The sequence below is a fragment of the Candidatus Tisiphia endosymbiont of Dascillus cervinus genome (assembly GCF_964026405.1).
Classification (GTDB): domain Bacteria; phylum Pseudomonadota; class Alphaproteobacteria; order Rickettsiales; family Rickettsiaceae; genus Tisiphia.
This window is the reverse complement of sequence record NZ_OZ032146.1, coordinates 1,367,370-1,385,897: the sequence shown is the minus strand read 5'-3', so window position 1 is coordinate 1,385,897 and position 18,528 is coordinate 1,367,370. Positions and strand designations below refer to the sequence as shown.

17 protein-coding genes, 1 tRNA gene and 2 pseudogenes are annotated in these 18,528 nt (G+C 32.8%); 7 read left to right on the top strand and 13 right to left on the bottom strand.

The window, feature by feature from the left end; translation table 11 throughout:
• Positions 1-11: 11 nt before the first annotated feature.
• The gene (locus tag AAGD19_RS06845; RefSeq protein ID WP_341747691.1) at positions 12-884 is read right to left on the bottom strand and encodes a tetratricopeptide repeat protein; all 873 of its coding nucleotides are present in this window, start codon (positions 882-884) and stop codon (positions 12-14) included.
• A 322-nt stretch (positions 885-1,206) separates the two neighbouring features.
• Positions 1,207-1,689, bottom strand: coding sequence for a hypothetical protein (locus AAGD19_RS06840; RefSeq protein WP_341747690.1), 483 nt, complete (start codon positions 1,687-1,689; stop codon positions 1,207-1,209).
• 39 nt (positions 1,690-1,728) lie between these two features.
• Here AAGD19_RS06840 and AAGD19_RS06835 point away from each other — a divergent pair, with 39 nt between their 5' ends.
• On the top strand, positions 1,729-2,607 hold the full coding sequence (locus AAGD19_RS06835) for an IS982 family transposase (protein ID WP_341747213.1): 879 nt from the start codon (positions 1,729-1,731) through the stop codon (positions 2,605-2,607).
• Positions 2,608-2,663: 56 nt separating this feature from the next.
• Here AAGD19_RS06835 and AAGD19_RS06830 read toward each other — a convergent pair whose 3' ends face one another.
• The gene (locus AAGD19_RS06830) at positions 2,664-3,095 is read right to left on the bottom strand and encodes a hypothetical protein (protein ID WP_341747689.1); all 432 of its coding nucleotides are present in this window, start codon (positions 3,093-3,095) and stop codon (positions 2,664-2,666) included.
• Positions 3,096-3,297: 202 nt separating this feature from the next.
• Positions 3,298-3,639, bottom strand: coding sequence for a hypothetical protein (locus tag AAGD19_RS06825; protein WP_341747688.1), 342 nt, complete (start codon positions 3,637-3,639; stop codon positions 3,298-3,300).
• Positions 3,640-4,047: 408 nt separating this feature from the next.
• On the opposite strand from AAGD19_RS06825, the gene AAGD19_RS06820 reads away from it, so the two are divergent.
• Together AAGD19_RS06820 and AAGD19_RS06815 are read left to right on the top strand one after the other, a co-directional pair.
• Positions 4,048-5,001 (top strand): recombinase family protein, encoded by a 954-nt coding sequence (locus tag AAGD19_RS06820; protein WP_341747687.1) that lies wholly within the window; start codon positions 4,048-4,050, stop codon positions 4,999-5,001.
• Complete coding sequence (locus AAGD19_RS06815) at positions 4,980-5,141, top strand: hypothetical protein (RefSeq protein WP_341747686.1); 162 nt, start codon at positions 4,980-4,982, stop codon at positions 5,139-5,141. Before AAGD19_RS06820 ends, AAGD19_RS06815 begins: the two co-directional genes overlap by 22 nt.
• A 398-nt stretch (positions 5,142-5,539) precedes the next feature.
• Here the strand turns inward: AAGD19_RS06815 and AAGD19_RS06810 are convergent.
• A tRNA-Ser gene (locus AAGD19_RS06810) sits at positions 5,540-5,630 on the bottom strand.
• 292 nt (positions 5,631-5,922) lie between these two features.
• On the opposite strand from AAGD19_RS06810, the gene AAGD19_RS06805 reads away from it, so the two are divergent.
• Positions 5,923-6,906, top strand: coding sequence for a transposase (locus AAGD19_RS06805; RefSeq protein WP_341747233.1), 984 nt, complete (start codon positions 5,923-5,925; stop codon positions 6,904-6,906).
• A gap of 175 nt (positions 6,907-7,081) precedes the next feature.
• Here the strand turns inward: AAGD19_RS06805 and AAGD19_RS07560 are convergent.
• Positions 7,082-7,210, bottom strand: a pseudogene (locus AAGD19_RS07560) (transposase); the annotation flags it as partial.
• A gap of 378 nt (positions 7,211-7,588) precedes the next feature.
• Here AAGD19_RS07560 and AAGD19_RS06800 point away from each other — a divergent pair.
• On the top strand, positions 7,589-8,254 hold the full coding sequence (locus AAGD19_RS06800) for an IS110 family transposase (RefSeq protein ID WP_341747685.1): 666 nt from the start codon (positions 7,589-7,591) through the stop codon (positions 8,252-8,254).
• A gap of 647 nt (positions 8,255-8,901) precedes the next feature.
• Here the strand turns inward: AAGD19_RS06800 and AAGD19_RS06795 are convergent.
• Positions 8,902-9,156: a hypothetical protein gene (locus AAGD19_RS06795; RefSeq protein ID WP_341747684.1), complete on the bottom strand. Its 255-nt coding sequence runs from the start codon at positions 9,154-9,156 to the stop codon at positions 8,902-8,904.
• A gap of 350 nt (positions 9,157-9,506) precedes the next feature.
• Between AAGD19_RS06795 and AAGD19_RS06790 the strand changes: the two genes are divergently transcribed.
• Positions 9,507-10,124 (top strand): HD domain-containing protein, encoded by a 618-nt coding sequence (locus AAGD19_RS06790; protein ID WP_341747683.1) that lies wholly within the window; start codon positions 9,507-9,509, stop codon positions 10,122-10,124.
• On the opposite strand, the pseudogene AAGD19_RS06785 reads toward AAGD19_RS06790, so the two are convergent.
• From AAGD19_RS06785 to AAGD19_RS06765, 5 genes and pseudogenes are all read right to left on the bottom strand, one after another.
• A pseudogene (locus AAGD19_RS06785) lies at positions 10,111-11,398 on the bottom strand (MFS transporter). The gene AAGD19_RS06790 and the pseudogene AAGD19_RS06785 sit on opposite strands and share 14 nt — an antisense overlap.
• A 47-nt stretch (positions 11,399-11,445) precedes the next feature.
• A complete protein-coding gene (locus AAGD19_RS06780) occupies positions 11,446-12,813 on the bottom strand; it encodes an MFS transporter (protein WP_341747682.1) in 1,368 nt (455 codons plus the stop codon).
• A gap of 96 nt (positions 12,814-12,909) precedes the next feature.
• Complete coding sequence (locus tag AAGD19_RS06775; protein ID WP_341747681.1) at positions 12,910-13,533, bottom strand: hypothetical protein; 624 nt, start codon at positions 13,531-13,533, stop codon at positions 12,910-12,912.
• Positions 13,534-13,554: 21 nt separating this feature from the next.
• Complete coding sequence (locus AAGD19_RS06770; protein WP_341747680.1) at positions 13,555-14,943, bottom strand: hypothetical protein; 1,389 nt, start codon at positions 14,941-14,943, stop codon at positions 13,555-13,557.
• A gap of 328 nt (positions 14,944-15,271) precedes the next feature.
• Positions 15,272-16,255: a transposase gene (locus tag AAGD19_RS06765; RefSeq protein ID WP_341747233.1), complete on the bottom strand. Its 984-nt coding sequence runs from the start codon at positions 16,253-16,255 to the stop codon at positions 15,272-15,274.
• A gap of 142 nt (positions 16,256-16,397) precedes the next feature.
• Between AAGD19_RS06765 and AAGD19_RS06760 the strand changes: the two genes are divergently transcribed.
• Positions 16,398-17,744 carry an MFS transporter gene (locus AAGD19_RS06760; protein WP_341747679.1) on the top strand — a complete coding sequence of 449 codons (1,347 nt, stop codon included), beginning with the start codon at positions 16,398-16,400 and terminating at the stop codon, positions 17,742-17,744.
• Here AAGD19_RS06760 and AAGD19_RS06755 read toward each other — a convergent pair.
• On the bottom strand, positions 17,638-18,375 hold the full coding sequence (locus AAGD19_RS06755; protein WP_341747678.1) for an HD domain-containing protein: 738 nt from the start codon (positions 18,373-18,375) through the stop codon (positions 17,638-17,640). The genes AAGD19_RS06760 and AAGD19_RS06755 overlap by 107 nt on opposite strands.
• Positions 18,376-18,528: the final 153 nt, after the last annotated feature.

Sequence of the window (18,528 nt, the reverse complement as noted above, 5' to 3'; positions counted from 1 at the left end):
GTAAATTATACTCAACATAATGTACCATTTTTTTTCTCATAGCGTAAGTTTTGACTACTATTCCTATCATTAATATTTATTATTCGTTTTGCATTATGACAATGAATAGCCTCATCATATCTTTTTAAGCTACAAAGCACAAATATTCTACAATCTAAAATTGTATCGCTTTTATAATTGGGATCTAATTCTGTTATTTCATCACAACACTTAAGTGCTTCTTCATACTTTCCTATAACACATAAACAAAATGCTTTATTTTTTAATGCAGTTACAGAAGACTTTAAAAACAAACGCTTATCATAATATTCTAATGCTTCTTCATATTTCTTTAGTTGTAATAAACAATCTGCTTTATAATCTAATGAAATTATACACTGAGGGGGCAGTGTTAACACTGTGTCTACTAAATTACATACCTCTTCAAATTTACCTAACTTTATCAGGCAATAAGTTTTATTTCTTAACGAATCTTCAGAAGATTTTATAGCTAAACTTTTATCGTAATATTCTATCGCTTCTTCATACTTTTTTAAGTACACCAAACAGTCCGCTTTGATTACAAAACAAACATATTCAGGATTATCTAACATTAACCCTTTCTCACAATACTCCAATGCTTTTTTATGCTGTCCCATTCCAAGAAAACAGGTCGCTCGACTACCCCATATATTTTTGTGCTTTGGATCAAGAACATATGCTTGATCTAAACACTCCAAGGCTTTTTGCCATTTGTTTAATAAACTAAAACATTCTGCCTTACGGAATAAAGCATTAAAGTGTATGGAATCTATATCAGAACATTCATATATAATCCTATCAAGGATATTAATAGCATCGGCATATTGATGCTGTCCAATATATTTTGGGCTTTTTTGATCCATGAATTCTCTTCTCGTTCTTTAACACTTCCAAGCTCACCTAGAAGAATATCTAGTCTTGTCAAATCACTGTAATTATTCTCTTTCGACATAGCTTGCCATATGTTGTGTAACTGTTGATGTTCCCTGTAACTTGAAACCCCCTATGTCAAATGGACATAGGGGCTAATGATTTTTTGGATTGATTCTACATACAACAACAGCTACTACTTCCTGCATCGTCCCCAAGAATTGTTAAGGTATGATCCGGATCTATTGATTTAAAATGCATGTCAACATCACATAGTTTCTCATCAGACAACATTTCATTTTCACTTGGTATATATTATGCTTTTATACCGTTATTGATAGCAGTTGCATACAGCAATGCTTTCTGTTGTAACTTACTAGAATAAACAGGCTTGCTTTGCAGGAAACCCTTTATATCAAGAGAATCATCATTTTGACCACACATAAAATTGACACATGTTGGATTGCCCAAATTTTCACCTATCAGGATAAATAATTTGACTTTCTCAATATCTTTTTTCATTCCATAACCATGATAACACAGATATGCTAGTACTGGTGGTGCTGACTCTTGACCACAAAGTAAAGCTTCCTGTATATCTGAAGCTATAGCATGATAACCACCTTGAACTGCTTTTGTCATACCACAAGCTTCTCGTACTTCCTCAATCGCGTCCAAATTTTTCAAAGAATAATTGTAGAGATTCAAGGCTGTACGAAGGGCTGTTTGATCACTAGCTAGATAACCCCAGTTGCCAATTAAATAGGAGAGATGAAAGGTAGATTTTAAAAGGGACATAGGTTATTTTATCTTTTTCAACCAATAACAAAATAACCTATGAAAAAAGATTTTACCGCAATTTACTGTTTTGTCGACGATTTTATAAAGAATTTGGAAAATAATTTGCCTACAATTAATAGTAGTAAATTTAAACCTGGTGTAAGTAATTATTTATCAATAAGCGAAGTATTAACCATATTAATTGGTTACTATGATTCATATTGTGATTGTTTTAAGCATTATTACAAACAAGTAATCTTACATAATTATACAGAAGATTTTAAACTTGTTAGTTATGAACATTTTACTAAATTGATAGGTAGAAGTATGCCTTATTTAGCAATATTACTGAATCATTTGCTTGCTGAATGCACAGGTCTGTCTTTTGTAGATGCTACAGGTATAGCCGTATGTAAGAATTATCGTATAAGTTCACATAAGGTTTTTAAAGGAATAGCGGCAAGAGGAAAAACCACTAAGGGGTGGTTTTATGGACTAAAGTTACATTTAATCATAGATTCCGAAGGTAATCTGATAAAGGTATCTTTCAGCAGTGGTAATAAGGATGATAGGAAAGGACTTAAAGGAATGATATTTGGTATATATGGCAAAGTTTTTGGCGATCGCGGTTATATATCTAAAGAATTATTTGATGATTTGTATGACAAAGGCATCCAACTTATTACTCGGGTTAAAAAGAATATGAAAAATATATTAATCCCTATTATAGATAAGGTTATGTTGCTCAAAAGAACTCTGATAGAAACCGTAATAGGCAAACTTAAATTTCTTGATAAGTTAGAGCATTCTAGACATAGATCAGTTACAAATGCATTTAGTCATATGCTATCCTGCCTAATCAATTATCAGTTGCTAGAAAACAAACCTTCTATCAAAACTTTGCTTCCTATAGAACTTTTTGATATACAAAATTAATTGGCAACTGGGGTTAACTAATATTGCTTTGCCATAATAGTATCCTCCAAAATTATTTATTTTTTATTATCTTCCTTTAACGTTCCTCTTTTACCTGTAACGTTAGGAGTGGGGTTCGATGAATCAATCACACATCTATTAGTAGTATTAGCATTAAATCTCACTGCTGCAATTAGTTTAGATTTTTTATCTTTAACCGGATCTTTCTGCATAGATTTCACTCTATCTTCTATAATTTTATCTCGATCCGGGTTTTTAACAAGCTCTGTTCCAGTGGTTATGGCAACATGTTGTTCTTCCATTAATTGTGCAAATCTTTTCAATTTTACTTTTTCTGGATGTGAATTTGATAAACTATCAGCAATTTTGTGATACATTTTATGTTCATCCACTTTTTGAGCTTGTATCTTTTTTATATTTTCCACATGTTCATCAGCTCTTTGCTTGATTGGAGCATGCTCCTTTTGCTGTTTTTGGACAAGTTTCAATTCATTGGCAATTTTCCATCCGATGATGCTGAGTTTTGAGTTTAAACTAGCTTCTGTGATTGTAGTTTAGCAAGTACCTCTAAAGCTTGATCATAACATTCTAAGGTTTGCTGTAATTTTCCTAACCAATGTAAGGATATAGCTTTGATGTGCCAAGTCTCAACATTATTACCGTCTTTATCTATGATAAATTGGCTAACTTCTAGTGCTTTTTGGTATCTTTCAAGTTTAAGCAGTAGATTTGCTTTTGATAGTAATCCGTTACTATTTTGGGATTCAGTGTTAAAAGATGATCAATATCTGATAAGTCGTCTTTACACCTATTAAGCAAAGCAAAGGTTATAGCTCTTCCAATCCATGCTTCTTCATACTTATCATCTAGTGAAATTAGTTTATTATATGATTGAAGAGCCTCTTCGTGTCGCTTTAAAATATTGAATGCTATAGCTTGATGTAGATAACTAATACCATCAGCAGGATTAAGTTCTATCGCTTTAGTGTAGTATATCAGTGATTCCTCTATCTTCTTAAGATCATACTGCAAAATATAACCCGTAGAGTAGTCAAAACTTACGCTATTTAGAACCTTACATAGCGTAAGTTTTGTAGTATAAACTATCCACTCTAGAATTAACAGTTATCCATTGGTCAATCGACTTAATTACTTCCTCATATAATCCAGCATTTTTTGAGGTAGATCGCTCAATTGCCCTTCGTTAGAATGGTTTAACAAATCATTAGTCATGGTGTACTCCTTAATTACTGCAAGTTAGTTTAGTCAGAACGCCCTCGCTTAGCGAGGGCGTTCTGACCAAAAATTATTAATGCTAAAAAAATGTGACACTTGGCTCTAATACTGAGGTTACTTGGATAATTTAATGCAAACTCAACTTGACTCATCCAGTATTTAATCTATCTCTGAATGCATAATACTTGTATCAAAGGGAAAAATATGACAGACAAAGCAACAAAATCAATAATTTTAGTTCGTGTTTCAACAAAAGAACAAGAAGAAGGGTATTCAATTGAAGCTCAAAAATATAGATTAGTAGAATATTGCCAACGTAAAAATCTTGAAGTTATCGAAACTTTTGAAATTATTGAATCTTCAAGCAGAGGTGATCGCAAACAATTTAAAGAGATGATCAAATTTGCTAAAAGCCATAGAGAAACAATTGCTATAGTTGCTGATAAAGTAGATCGAGTACAAAGAAGAATCTCAGAAATTTCATTACTAGAAGAACCAATAAAAGCTGGTAAGATAGAATTACATTTTAGAACAGAAGGTTATATAATAGATAAAGATTCTCAGTCTCATGCAAAGCTAATGTGGGGAATGAACGTATTGATGGCACAATCTTACGTTGATAGTTTAAGTGATAACGTTAAAAGAAGCCTAGATCATAAATTGCGTAAAGGAGAGTGGATAGGACCAGCTCCTCTTGGTTACCTAAATAGTCGAGATGAAAGAGGAAACAGTATAGTAATTCTCGATCCTTTAAGAGGTTCTATCATAAAAAAACTCTTTGAAGAATATGCAACAGGAATGTATACTCTTAATTATTTGACTGAAAAAGCTAAGAAGCTTGGTCTTAGAAGCAAAAACAATTGCTACGTCAATAAAACAGTAGTGCATCGGATGATCCAACAACCATTTTATTACGGTGAAATGAGAGTAAAAGGAGAGATGTGGTCACATGGTTACCAAGCAATTATAACAAAAGAGACTTTTATGGCATGTAAAGATGTACGTTTAGGGTGGAAGAAGAAGCCTTTTAAATATGGTGGTAAGGATTTTCTTTTTAGAGGATTAATCACCTGTGCAGTAACTGGTAAAGTTGTAACAGCTGAAACTCACAGCAAAACATATTCAGAGATGGCAAAGTGGACGAATGGACTTATTTAGGTACATGGGATACAAAGAATCCAAACAAAAAGATTTATGTAAGAGAAGATGAGGTTTTAAAGCAGGTAGAAGAGGTTTTTAAAAGAATAGGTATAAGAAGAGCTAAAAGAGACTCTAGCCTATTTAAAAAACACAAATGAGCTAAAGAAAGATGAGCATGGGCAAGCAACAGCTGCTTTAAAGAAAGAACATACCGAAAATGAGAATAGATTAAATTCATTAATAGATTTGCGACTCAATGGAGAACTTAGTACAGAAGAATTTCAAAGAAAAAAACAACAATTAAAAGATCGCCTATATGAAATTGCTCGTTTAATTAAAGTTTATGAGGAAGCAGACGATAAATTTACTGATACCACTACAACGCTGATAACTCTAGCATCTGAAGCCTATGAAACTTTTAAAGGTTCTGAAATGCCCCAAAAACGCAAAATGATAAATTTCGTATTTCAGAACCTCAAACTGAGGAGCAAAAAACTTGAGACCTCTCTACGTTTCCCGTTCGATATTTTTGAAAAAACAACAACTTGTACAAAAATGGCGGAGAGAGAGGGATTCGAACCCTCGATACGGTTAACCCGTATAACGGTTTAGCAAACCGTCGCCTTCAGCCTCTCGGCCACCTCTCCAAATCATAACATGATTATATTATGAGTCACTTATAGCATTGAATCGTTTATATTTCTATAATTATTTTATATAAGTTCAATAGGGTAATTTAAAAGTCACAATCAATAGTTGATGCACATAGTGTATACTAGGGTTCTGATACTGTCTTAAGAGTCAAGGATTAAAATAGGCAAAACTTACGCTATGAGAAAAAAAAATGGTACATTATGTTGAGTATAATTTACAAATGCCAAGAGGATAAAATTGCAAGCAATACCAGTTAATAGGACAGATTACTGTCAATTTCTAATAGTGAGTCAAAAGAATTATAGTTTGACCTACTATGCTGAACATGCCAAAAAATGTAGCCATGATGTTATTAATAGATTTTTAAAAAATGAAAAATATACACCTTCTTTGTTATGGGAACATATTAAGGATGATGTTATTTTATCGCCTAACGGATATACAATATTTGATGATACGGTGTTAAATAAAAGAAATACCAAGAAAATAGAAATTGCTAGATCACAGTACAGTGGGGCTACAGGTGGTATTACTACTGGTATAGGAGTAGTAAGTTTGGTATATTATAATCCGGATATTAATAAGTTTTGGGTAATAGATTACCGAATTTTTTCGCCCGAACATGATGGAGCGACAAAAGTAGAACACCTATTAAATATGTTAAATAATGCTGTGTATAGCAAAAAGATTCCTTTTCAAACTGTGCTTTTTGACACATGGTATGCTACGCATAAAATTATGCAACATGTTGATTCCTTGGGTAAATATTATTATGCTCCTATTAAAGCAAATAGAAACGTTACTAAAACTTCCTCTTCTAAGCCTTATAAAGCTGTTAGCAAGTTAACGTTTTCAGATGAGGAAATTAAGAGCGGAGTGGAGATTCATATAAAGGGCTTTGCAAAAGATAAGCATGTTAATTTGTTTAAACTTACTGTTTCTACCAACAGAGTTGATTATATTGTTACCAATAACAAAACTCAAAAATCTTCTAAAGCCGTACAAGATGAGTGTGGCTTTCGTTGGGTAATTGAGAGCATGCATAGAGAAATCAAGCAACTTACCGGTATAGAACGATGCCAATGCAGAAAACAACGCATCCAGCGTAATCACATTAGTTGTGCATTTTTAGTGTGGGCTTTTCTAAAAAGAACTGCACACAAAATAGGTAAGACGGTTTATCAAATAAAGTTAGGGCTTTTAGATCATTATATGCAACAGCAGTTACGTTCACCCTCTTTACGCTATTTAGAACCTTACATAGCGTAAGTTTTGTAGGATTAAAGATAGAATTATTTTTAATTACTCCAAAGACAATATGTAATAATTTACGCATAATAGCAACAATAATAGCCTTAGTAGGTTTACCCTTACTAGATAGCTTTTGGATAAATTGTTTAAATATAGGGTTATAATTTTTAGCTACTATAGCAGGAAAGTATAGTGCTTTACGTAGTTTAGCTGAACCAATCTTTGATATAGCACTTTTCCCCTTAACTGATGTACCAGATACTCTATGTTTAGCTGTAAGTCCTGCATAAGCAGCAAACTCCCTAGCACTATTAAAAGAAATCTAAATCTGGAGATTCTGCCAATATAGCAACAGCTGTAAGTTTACCTATACCTAGAATGGTTTGCATGTTATCTATTTTTTGTGTTAGTTCAATATTACTAACAAGTAAGCAATTGTAAGTAAAAAGTATGATATAATAGATATTAAAGTCAATATAAATTATTATTTATATTGACTTATAAGGAGGTGTTACAGCGATAGTCATTAATAATATAAATGACTATCGCTGTGCAGGCGTGAGCGACCGTGAAGCAATTGGTTTTAAGATCGTATAGATCCTGGTACTCTAGCCCAAATCCCCGAGACGTTTGAATAGTTGATTGGGATGCCTTTGCACTCCCGCTTACAATCGTAAACATTAAAAGTCTTCGAGGTATTATGCTATTATATAATAATTTTATCGGTCTTGATATAGGAAAATTCAATTTTGTTGTTACTATTCATGGAAAAAAAGAAACTAAAGAATATAATAACAACTCTAATGGAATAGCTGATTTTATCAAGGATTACAAAAAAGAGATTAGTTCTGGATTATGTGTTTTAGAAACCACAGGTGGATACGAAATGGAACTATTACTAACGCTTTTCAATCAGGGTTTTGCTGTACATAGAGCCAATACTCGCAAAGTTAAAAACTTTATTAGGTCTTTTGGTAATGCAGCTAAAACTGACAGTCTTGACGCTAAAGCTTTGGCACTTTATGGTTTTGAACGATCAGAAAGATTAGAGCTATTTAAAGTACAATCTAAGCAAGCTTTAAACTTGTATGAATTAGTAGGACGTAGGAACGACCTCAAGCAAATGTTGATTGCAGAAAAAAATAGGTTTCAATCTCCAAGAGCTGATTTAATCAAGTCTAGTTGTGTTAAAATAATCGAAGTACTAGAAGAACAAATTGCATCTATTACTAAAGAAATAGATGACTTAATAGCAAAAGATAAACTCTTGCAGGCTAAGAAAGAGACTCTGCAAACTATTAGTGGTATAGGCACAGTAGTATCTAATGAGCTTATAGCTTTGTTACCTGAACTTGGGACATATTGAACCGCAAACAAATAGCATCATTAGTAGGTGTTGCACCAATATCTAATGATAGCGGTAACCTCAGTTCGATATAAGACATAATCGTCTATTTGATCTTATACCATATAAGTAACATATTATTTGCATCTTAAAAAATAATACAGGCTCAATTGATGCACGAACATTTTTTAGTTATTTCATAGATAAAAGACAAGTCTAATTCTTTACTTTCATGAATTCTCACTAATAAATGATCATCAGGTATCATGCACCTTAAGCTAACTCTATCAGGCTCACACCTTCTTGATCAGATTTATAACCCTGCATCTTTACACCTTCATTTAAGCAAAAAAATACATCTTATTTCTTATCTTAACTTTCTTCCACTCTTTCTTATGACTTTTTCAACAGTCCGAAGATTTGATCTTAAATATTACTAACCATCATACCCTAAAACTAGACTAGAACGTTCTATGGATGGATCATCTATGGAAATAGTTAGTGTTCTTGGTAACTTTGCAATTTTTACTTTTTTCCTAAAAATACCATCTGATTTAAAGCGTTTCTAAAGTAACAAATTTTAAATCCATATAACAACTCTATCGCTCTTAAAAACAGTCTTATGTTGTCCTTTCAACCAATAAACTAATTTCTTTAGCCAAATCTACCTATTTTGCTGAGCTATTTGGTGTTGATATATTTTGACTTGTTTGTTCTTTTAGTAGTTTACTTTTTTCTTCTATTGAATTAAGAAAGAAATAAGTGAAGGTTAGGAAACCAACTAAAAGCGGTATAAATACAAAGAGAATTGCCTTTAGTTTCCTAGCTGATTCTTTACGATCCAGTCGTTTTTCTCTTTCTTCTTCTGTTTCAACAAATTTACTATCGGTATTTCTGCCAGTATCTAAATTATCTTTTGACATTTCTATAATCTAAAAATCGCATTAGTTACCTAGTATTATAACATAATAGCATAATATTATTATTTTTCAAAATGTTTTCTACATTTTTTTTTGTTTATCCTAAAAAGCTGATAATATTTGTCTAGTCACTTATAGTTTACACAACGATTTATAGGATATGTGAATATAAAGAAAGTAGCTGTTTATTTATACAACAACAAAATGCAAAAATATTCATCTTTTTCAAAAAATATAATAAATTCCTAGTAATATTCTAATTTTTAGTTTAACTTATATATTTAAAATATAGAGTATGGTTTTTTTATGGAAGAAGAAGAAATCAATTATTGGGACAACTCAAAGTATGCACCTTGTCAATAGCTACTAGGTTACTGGACAAATTACGTAAGATGAATGAGGAAGTAAACCGACCAATAGATATTGATGAGGTTAGAAAGGCTATTTATTACGCCAAGAAATATCATGGTAGCCAAATGCGGCAGTCAGGCGAGCCTTATTACTCCCATCCACTAGAGGTAGCATATATGATTTCTGATTATCTTTATCGCACTGACATTATTGTTACCAGCATACTGCATGACACCATTGAGGATACAGAACTTACCGAAAAGATGATTGCTTATATTTTTGGGGAGCAGGTTGCTAGTCAAGTAGAAGACTTAAGCAGGAACAAGCCACACGGGAAGATTAGCTCGGCGGAGATGATGGAATCGTTATATAGACAAAAGAAATATGATACCTTAATTATTAAGATATTTGATAGGCTTCACAATATTGAGACTCTAGAAGCTAAGTCTCCGGAAAAAGCGAAGAAGATTATTGAAGAAACTTTAAAGTATTCTTTAATTTTATGTGAAGTAGTAGAGCTACCATGGCTTTGTGATATCCTATACGAGAAATGTTATAAGCACAACATAAGATTGGGAGTTATAAAAAATAATGCTGATATTTTTACTAAACTACTATAAAAAAACCTATGCCCACAGGTACTAGAATTAAAAATAACCCCCAATAACCTAAGTATTCTGTAGTGAATACTAAACCAAAAGAGGTTATAAAATAAGTAAACAATTTGGCTATGGCACTTAATATACTAGCATGAGTAAATCTTTTGAAAACAGGAAAATGTCGATAAAATATTGGTGTTGCAGGCACATTATCAAACACAAATAAAGCAGCTAAACATTGAAAAATAAAAATATAATTCGAGTTTAGGCTATAGGATAACACCATGGGGAATAAAATAATTGAAGCAAAAAATAAATAGAGCTTTGCTTTAAGTATCTTTAAAGGATGGATTATATAGCTAAGATAAGCTAGCATAATTAAACCAAATAAATCTACCAGTGACACCCAAAAATTTTGATTAATAACTTGATTAGCCGAAAAACCACATTTTTGTTTTAATATGTCTCCATAATATATATAAATGAAATAAAAACATGGCGATCTAGCACATTGAATAAAAAAATATGCGATTGAAGTTGAAATTGGCACTGGCTGATTAATAATTTCTTCATTCAACTTTATTATCTATAAGTCTATTTTTTAACCTCTTTTTTCTATTTACAAACTCACGGGTTTCCTTTAGACTAGTCCTAGCAACAGAACCAATTAACGCAATACCAGACCCAAACCAAAAAGCTGTACGCCAGCTGAATTCATTCTGATAAATATGTGTACTAGTAAAAATTGAAGCAATTCCAAGTGCTGCTGTTGTTCCTACAGCTGAAAATACAGTTATTAAGGCAACTAATGAATATTGAATAGGCGGGCTTGAACTTTCAGTTAAATAAATCTCTGCTCCACATGCTTCAGCACTTGCTGCCAAACCTTGTATCATACAACAAATTACAAGTATCCAAGACGCAGTGATCCCTATTTGAGCATAAGTAGGTAAAGTCGCAATAATAACACACGAAATACCCATCAAAAAAGTAGTTATAATTACGACAGTCTTTCTACCTAAATAATCGCCAATATAACCAAACAATAACGCTCCAAAAGGTCTTAATACGTAAGTAGAAGAAAAGGCAGCAGCCGAAAGCAATGAAGTGGTAAAAGGATCATATTTGGGAAAGAATAATTCATTTAGTAATACTGCTAAATGTACATATAACATCAGATCAAAATACTCTAGAAACGTCCCTATTGAAAGTAACCCAACAGCTCCTTTTTGTTCTCTTGTTAGACTGGTTTGGGGATGGATAACCCTGCCATCTTCTCGTACAAATTTGCTCATATTAGTGTTTAAACCTTTACTTTATGTTATCAATATTTACCTATATATTATCCAGCCTTTGCTGCCAAATCAATTTTTGGTTGAAAATAATTTTTGCTCTTCTTCTCCAACTTTTCAAAATGTAATAACCCAAATGCGAATCCTATATTTATAGGGATCATAATAATCAATAACCCCCAATTGCCAAAATATTTAGTAAGGTAGGCAAAACCAAAAGAGGTAATAACATACATAAAAGCTCGAGATAGAGCAAATATGACGGTAATACTAGTAAAACGTTTAAAAACAGGAAAACTTTTATAAAAAATGGGATCAGCAGGTGCCTCACATTGGGCAAACAAAGTAACAATGGACTGAATCAAAAATAACTCATAAGGAGAATGAAGATTATTCAGCCAATATGGACAAAATAAAACAAAAATAGAAAATATTATCAGTATAATTTTCAGGATTACTAATGGATAAATTTTATAACTTAAGTAAGCTAATGTTAACACACTTAAAAACTGTATTATAGCAACAATAAAATTATGATGAATAACCTCAGATGTTGTATAACCAAAATTGGTCTTGAGAATAGTGCCACAATGCATATAGATAAAATAAAAACATACTGGTGTGACACATTGTATCAAAAGGAGGGCTATAAATGTTTTTTTCTTAACTTTTTCTTTCCAAATAGGATGGCTTTCTAAAGTACTGATATCTGTATTAGTTTGTGCAAAAACTTTTTTTAGTTGACGTTTGGCATCAGCAAATTCTGGTGTTTCTCGTAGTGTTGTTCTAGCAATAGAACCGATTAATGCCACTATTGCACCTAGCCAAAATGCTGCACGCCAGTTAAAAGCATAAGAAGTAACCAATGAAGCAATTCCTAAAGCAGCTATCCCCCCCCCTAGACAAGAGAAAGCTCCTATCAATGCCACACTTGCATATTGGGCTGGTGGATTGATTGTTTCAGTTATATATAGTTCTGCCCCTACTATCTCTCCCATAGAAGACATGCCTTGAGCAATACGGCAGATGGTTACTATCCAAGCTGCCAAGCTGCCTATTTGAGCATAAGTGGGCAGGTTAGCCATGACAAGACATGATGCAGCCATCATAAGAGTTGTGATGATCACTGTTGACTTACGTCCTATATTATCGCCTAACCAACCAAATATTAACGCACCAATAGGTCGGAAAACGTAAGTTGAACAAAAGGCAAAAGCCGTCATTAAAGAGGCTGTGTGAGGATCAGTAGGTTCAAAAAATAACTCATTAAGAAAAGCCGCCATATGAACATATAACATCAAGTCAAAATATTCTAGGAATGTCCCAATCGACAGCAACCCAACAGCTTGTTTTTGTTCTCTCGTTAGACTGGTTTGGGTATAGACAATCCTGCCATCTGGTTGTACAAATTTGCTCATATTAGTGTTTAAACCCTTAAGTTATATTGTCTAGAGTTGTATATAATTGTGTTAAAAAACCCCTATACCAATTGGCATAGGGGTATGGAATTGATACTACATAATTTCACAACACATATGAAGCTCAGTAGTCTTTCCTGCTAGTGCTGTACCTTCTTCTTCCGAGTCAGACTCAGGACAAGTTTCGTACGAAGCATTAAGCTGGGAAGAAGATGCTCCCGGATATGAGTGAGATTGTTGACAATGCGATTCTAATTGTTTATCAGCCCAAACTGAAGCAGACACAGAAATTTCTTCATCCTTGTTTGGATATCTTGTGGTAATGACTTTAATAGCCTCAAGCCATTTTTTAGCTTCCGAAGCAACATCTTTATGATCTCGTTGAGGCAGTAATTCTTTGCAAGATGGATCGCCTAATTTAGCCCCAATAGATACGTAAAGTTTATCCTTATATTCACTCTTTTCTACTCCTAAACCTTCGCGATAAAGGTAAGCAAGCCCAGCAGCAGATTCTGCTTTTCCAAAAAGTAAGGATTCATGCCAATATCCAGCAACTGCTTTGTACCCACTAATCACTTGAGGTACTAAACCAACATGTTCTTTTACACTCTCTGCTTTATCAAATTGTTCAGAAGCATATTCATATAAATTATTACTAGTATGTAATACTGTCTTTTTTGAGTCTATATAATTTTTTGATGAGTCTGTTGATTTTGCCATAATTTACCTATTATTTAATAATTACCTTTGTTTGTCATCCTTGTGTAGAGTAGTAAATTTGGGATTAGGAGTTGGCACAGGTTTTAGAGGAACAGCCTTTGCCTCAGATAATCCCTTAGTAATATGCTGATCTAAATGTTTTTCTGATACTTGATTCATTACTGCCACTTGGTCATCATATCCTAATTTTTGTATTATTTTATCCCCAAGCTTATGTGATTCGTCTTTTAGAGTTTTATTAAGATTGGTTGTTGGTGTTTTATCTTGTTCTTGGTCAATAGTTTTAGAATCTTGTGGTGTTTTATCATTTGCTACTTCAGTTAGCTTAGAGGGGGAAGATGGTGTGTTAGTTTCTGCTATTTCAGGTTCTAAATTTTCTGCATTTTTAGTTTTATCGGTAAATTCACTACGAAGTAATGTATCATTAACCACTCCATCATTAATAATAGCATCTTCTTGATTTTTAAGCAAAGTAGTAAATTTATTTAACTTCTTATATTTATCAGGATTTGTCTGTTGAAATTGTTTAGCTAGTTCATTAAGATCATCTATTCCTTTCTCAAAATCTTTGCGGTTCTCTATCTTCTGAATCTTAGCATCCACCTCATCTTTCTGCTTCTGAGCTTGTTCCACAACAAGGGCAAAATTCGTAATTTTCTTATCCTGATCTTTTATTTTTTGCGTTACTTCTTCAAACACACTTGGTGAATGGATTTCTTTCGGTTTTTGTTTCTCTTTCTCGGCTTCCTTTTCTAACCTTACCTTCTCTGCTCTTAATTTCTCATCGTGCTTCATTACTCCATCATAATGTTCATGTACTTTATCACGATGTTCAAGTAAATTTTTATATTCTGTATTTTGTTTTTTAATCTGATCTTCGCTTTTTACCAGTTTCTGCAGTTCACTTTCTATATCTTTGCCATCTTTAAGATCTTTAACCACATCGTGCAACTGATTTGTCCAGCCTTTCCTTGCGGTTAAAAATGCATCAGCATTTTTGTTAAACTCTGTATGTTGTTCTTTTAATTTTATACTGTCTTGGTGAAATTGTGCTGACCGCTTAGCTTCTAGCCTCTCAGCCTCCTTTTCTAAAAACTCTATTTGTTCTTGCATCTTAGTTGCGGCTTCCTCTTCTTGCCTGTAAGTAATATTTTGTTCAGCACGTTGCTCTTCTTTGGCAACAGCAGCTTGTAAAGCTTCCAAACTTTTTAGTATTTTTGCTGGAAGATTACTAGCTAACAAACTACTTATAGCACTATTGAGTCTCGCTAGCTCAGATGGGTTAGTAGTATGCAGCTGAGATTTGATATCATTAATAACATTCTCAAACTGAGTAAAATAAGCAGAGTCTTCTTTCTCTTCTTTGCCCATATCCCCAACATCAAAATCACTGACCATGTTATTTTTCATTTGTATTAATAAGTTTATTTATATTACCATAATTTAATTAGAATCAATTCTAAAATATTAGTCAACTTATTTTTAATAAAAATTAATTATTTTTTATAATATAAACAATATCCAATATTCTACTTACATAAACTATATTAATTCTGATATTTAACATTCTTTGATCTCAGCCTATATTTTTACCAAATATCTCCTTTCCCCTTTCTAATTTGTTTATAGAATTGTGATATTGTTACAACCAAGATTTATTATTTCAATTTTCTATATTATTTTTTCTTGCTATCGTTCAACCAAATCATCAATATCCATTAGTATTAATAAACAAAACTTACGCTATGTAAGGTTCTAAATAGCGTAAAGAGGGTGAACGTAACTGCTGTTGCATATAATGATCTAAAAGCCCTAACTTTATTTGATAAACCGTCTTACCTATTTTGTGTGCAGTTCTTTTTAGAAAAGCCCACACTAAAAATGCACAACTAATGTGATTACGCTGGATGCGTTGTTTTCTGCATTGGCATCGTTCTATACCGGTAAGTTGCTTGATTTCTCTATGCATGCTCTCAATTACCCAACGAAAGCCACACTCATCTTGTACGGCTTTAGAAGATTTTTGAGTTTTGTTATTGGTAACAATATAATCAACTCTGTTGGTAGAAACAGTAAGTTTAAACAAATTAACATGCTTATCTTTTGCAAAGCCCTTTATATGAATCTCCACTCCGCTCTTAATTTCCTCATCTGAAAACGTTAACTTGCTAACAGCTTTATAAGGCTTAGAAGAGGAAGTTTTAGTAACGTTTCTATTTGCTTTAATAGGAGCATAATAATATTTACCCAAGGAATCAACATGTTGCATAATTTTATGCGTAGCATACCATGTGTCAAAAAGCACAGTTTGAAAAGGAATCTTTTTGCTATACACAGCATTATTTAACATATTTAATAGGTGTTCTACTTTTGTCGCTCCATCATGTTCGGGCGAAAAAATTCGGTAATCTATTACCCAAAACTTATTAATATCCGGATTATAATATACCAAACTTACTACTCCTATACCAGTAGTAATACCACCTGTAGCCCCACTGTACTGTGATCTAGCAATTTCTATTTTCTTGGTATTTCTTTTATTTAACACCGTATCATCAAATATTGTATATCCGTTAGGCGATAAAATAACATCATCCTTAATATGTTCCCATAACAAAGAAGGTGTATATTTTTCATTTTTTAAAAATCTATTAATAACATCATGGCTACATTTTTTGGCATGTTCAGCATAGTAGGTCAAACTATAATTCTTTTGACTCACTATTAGAAATTGACAGTAATCTGTCCTATTAACTGGTATTGCTTGCAATTTTATCCTCTTGGCATTTGTAAATTATACTCAACATAATGTACCATTTTTTTTCTCATAGCGTAAGTTTTGTAAATATATTAAGGTGAATACAATGATAGGATATCAGCAGGAACAAAGAAGCCTAACTAAAGAACAAAAATCAGCTATTGGATTGCTTTCAATCGGGACGTTCTTGGAGTATTTTGATCTGATGCTTTATGTCCATATGGCAGTATTTCTTAATGAGTTGTTTTTTCCTCAAAATGATCCACATACTACAGCAATTTACTCTGCTACGGCTTTCTGTTCTAGCCTTATTTTTAGACCTGTTGGAGCGTTAATTTTTGGCTATATAGGTGATAATATAGGGCGTAAGACTACTGTTATCATAACAACTTTTATCATGGCTTTATCATGTATTACCATGGCTAATCTCCCTACTTATGCCCAAATAGGCATTACCGCCTCTTGGTTGATCACCATATGCCGTATACTACAAGGAATGTCCTCTATGGGAGAGGCAATAGGAGCAGCACTTTATTTAACTGAATCTATAAATCCACCAGCCCAATATCCAGCTGTTTCGTCAGTTGCGATTTTTGGTACTTTAGGAGAAGTTGCTGCTTTAGGCATAGCATCGTTAGTGACCTCCTATGGATTTAATTGGCGTATAGCCTTTTGGATGGGAGCAGGCGTAGCATTGATTGGCACAGCAGATCGAAGGAGTCTTAGAGAAACACCAGAATTTGCTGATGCCAAGCGTCAACTAAAAAAAACTTTTCAGCAGCCTTCAAATGTTGCCAGCATAGATCTCAAAAAACTAGAAAATAATCCAATATGGAAGGAAAAAGCGAATAAAACAACAATTTTAGCGTTGTTCTTAATGGAATGTATGTGTCCCGTATGTTTTTATTTTGCTTATATGCATTGTGGCAATCTTTTAAAAACTTCTTTTGGCTATAGTGCTGAACAGGTCATTCATCAAAATTTTATTCTCTCCATATTTTCCTTCTTAAGCACTTTGGTATTAACATATTTAAGTTATAGAATATATCCGTTAAAAATTGTAAAAACCTTATTATTGATATTTTGTCTATTTGCTTTAGCTTGCCCTTATTTATTAAATAATGTTAATAGCTCATTTGATGTATTTTTAATTCAAGTATTTATTATGTTATTTGTACCTATCGGTCCTAACCTAGGACAGTCAATATATTATAAACATTTTCCTGTTTTTAAACGTTTTAGCTGTGCTAGTCTTATCTTTGCCATATCTCGCGCCTTAATGTATGTAGTTACCCCTTTTTCAATTGTTTACTTAACTGAGTATTGGCATCATTGGGGGATAATGATTATATTGCTTCCAATTTGCATAGGTTTTGCATTCGGACTATTTCATTTTGAAAAGTTGGAGAAAGAGGCTGGGAATTATCCACAAAAGCCTTATGTAGAGGTATAGATAAATGTTGACAACATAATGTAATAATTCGTTTTGTTACTGTTGGTATTTTTAAATGCATAGCTAAAGTTAAAAAATGTATTACAGTTTCTTCTACTATCTTTTTAGCTTTTTCCAGCGATTTATCTCCTAGAGTTTCTAAATTGTGCATTCTATCAAAAAGTTTAATCAGTGCTACATCATGTTTTTTTTGCTGAATTAATAAATCTAGTGTTTCTGCCGAGCTAATCTTGCCATGAGGCTTGACCCTGGTCAGGTCTTCTACTTGACTAGCCACTTGACTGCCAAAGATGTAAGCAATCATCTTTTCGGTCAGTTGTGTATCCTCAATGGTGTCGTGTAGCAATGCAGTCACAATCATGTCGGTTCTAAACAATCGTGGAATTTCTAGGGCTGTGTACTGGGCTACCATATACGCCACTTCAATCGGATGTGAATAATACGGCTCGCCGGACTGCCTCATTTGACTGCCATGATATTTTTTAGCATAGTAGATGCCTTTTTTGACTTCATACATGTTTATTGGTTGCTTTACTTTTTCATTTAGCAAAATTAACTCATTAAGCAACCTCTCAGCATATGCACAATACTGGTATTTTGAATTATCCCAATAGTTATTAATATCTTCCATAAAAATCATAATATTTTAATTCTAAAGTTATTTAGAACTAAAATTTCGACTATTTAAAGCATTTACTGCTTGTTATTTTTAAAAAGATACAATATTTTCTAATCTTGTTGTATAAATCACAGTTTACCCGAATTCGCGTTATTGGACAATTTC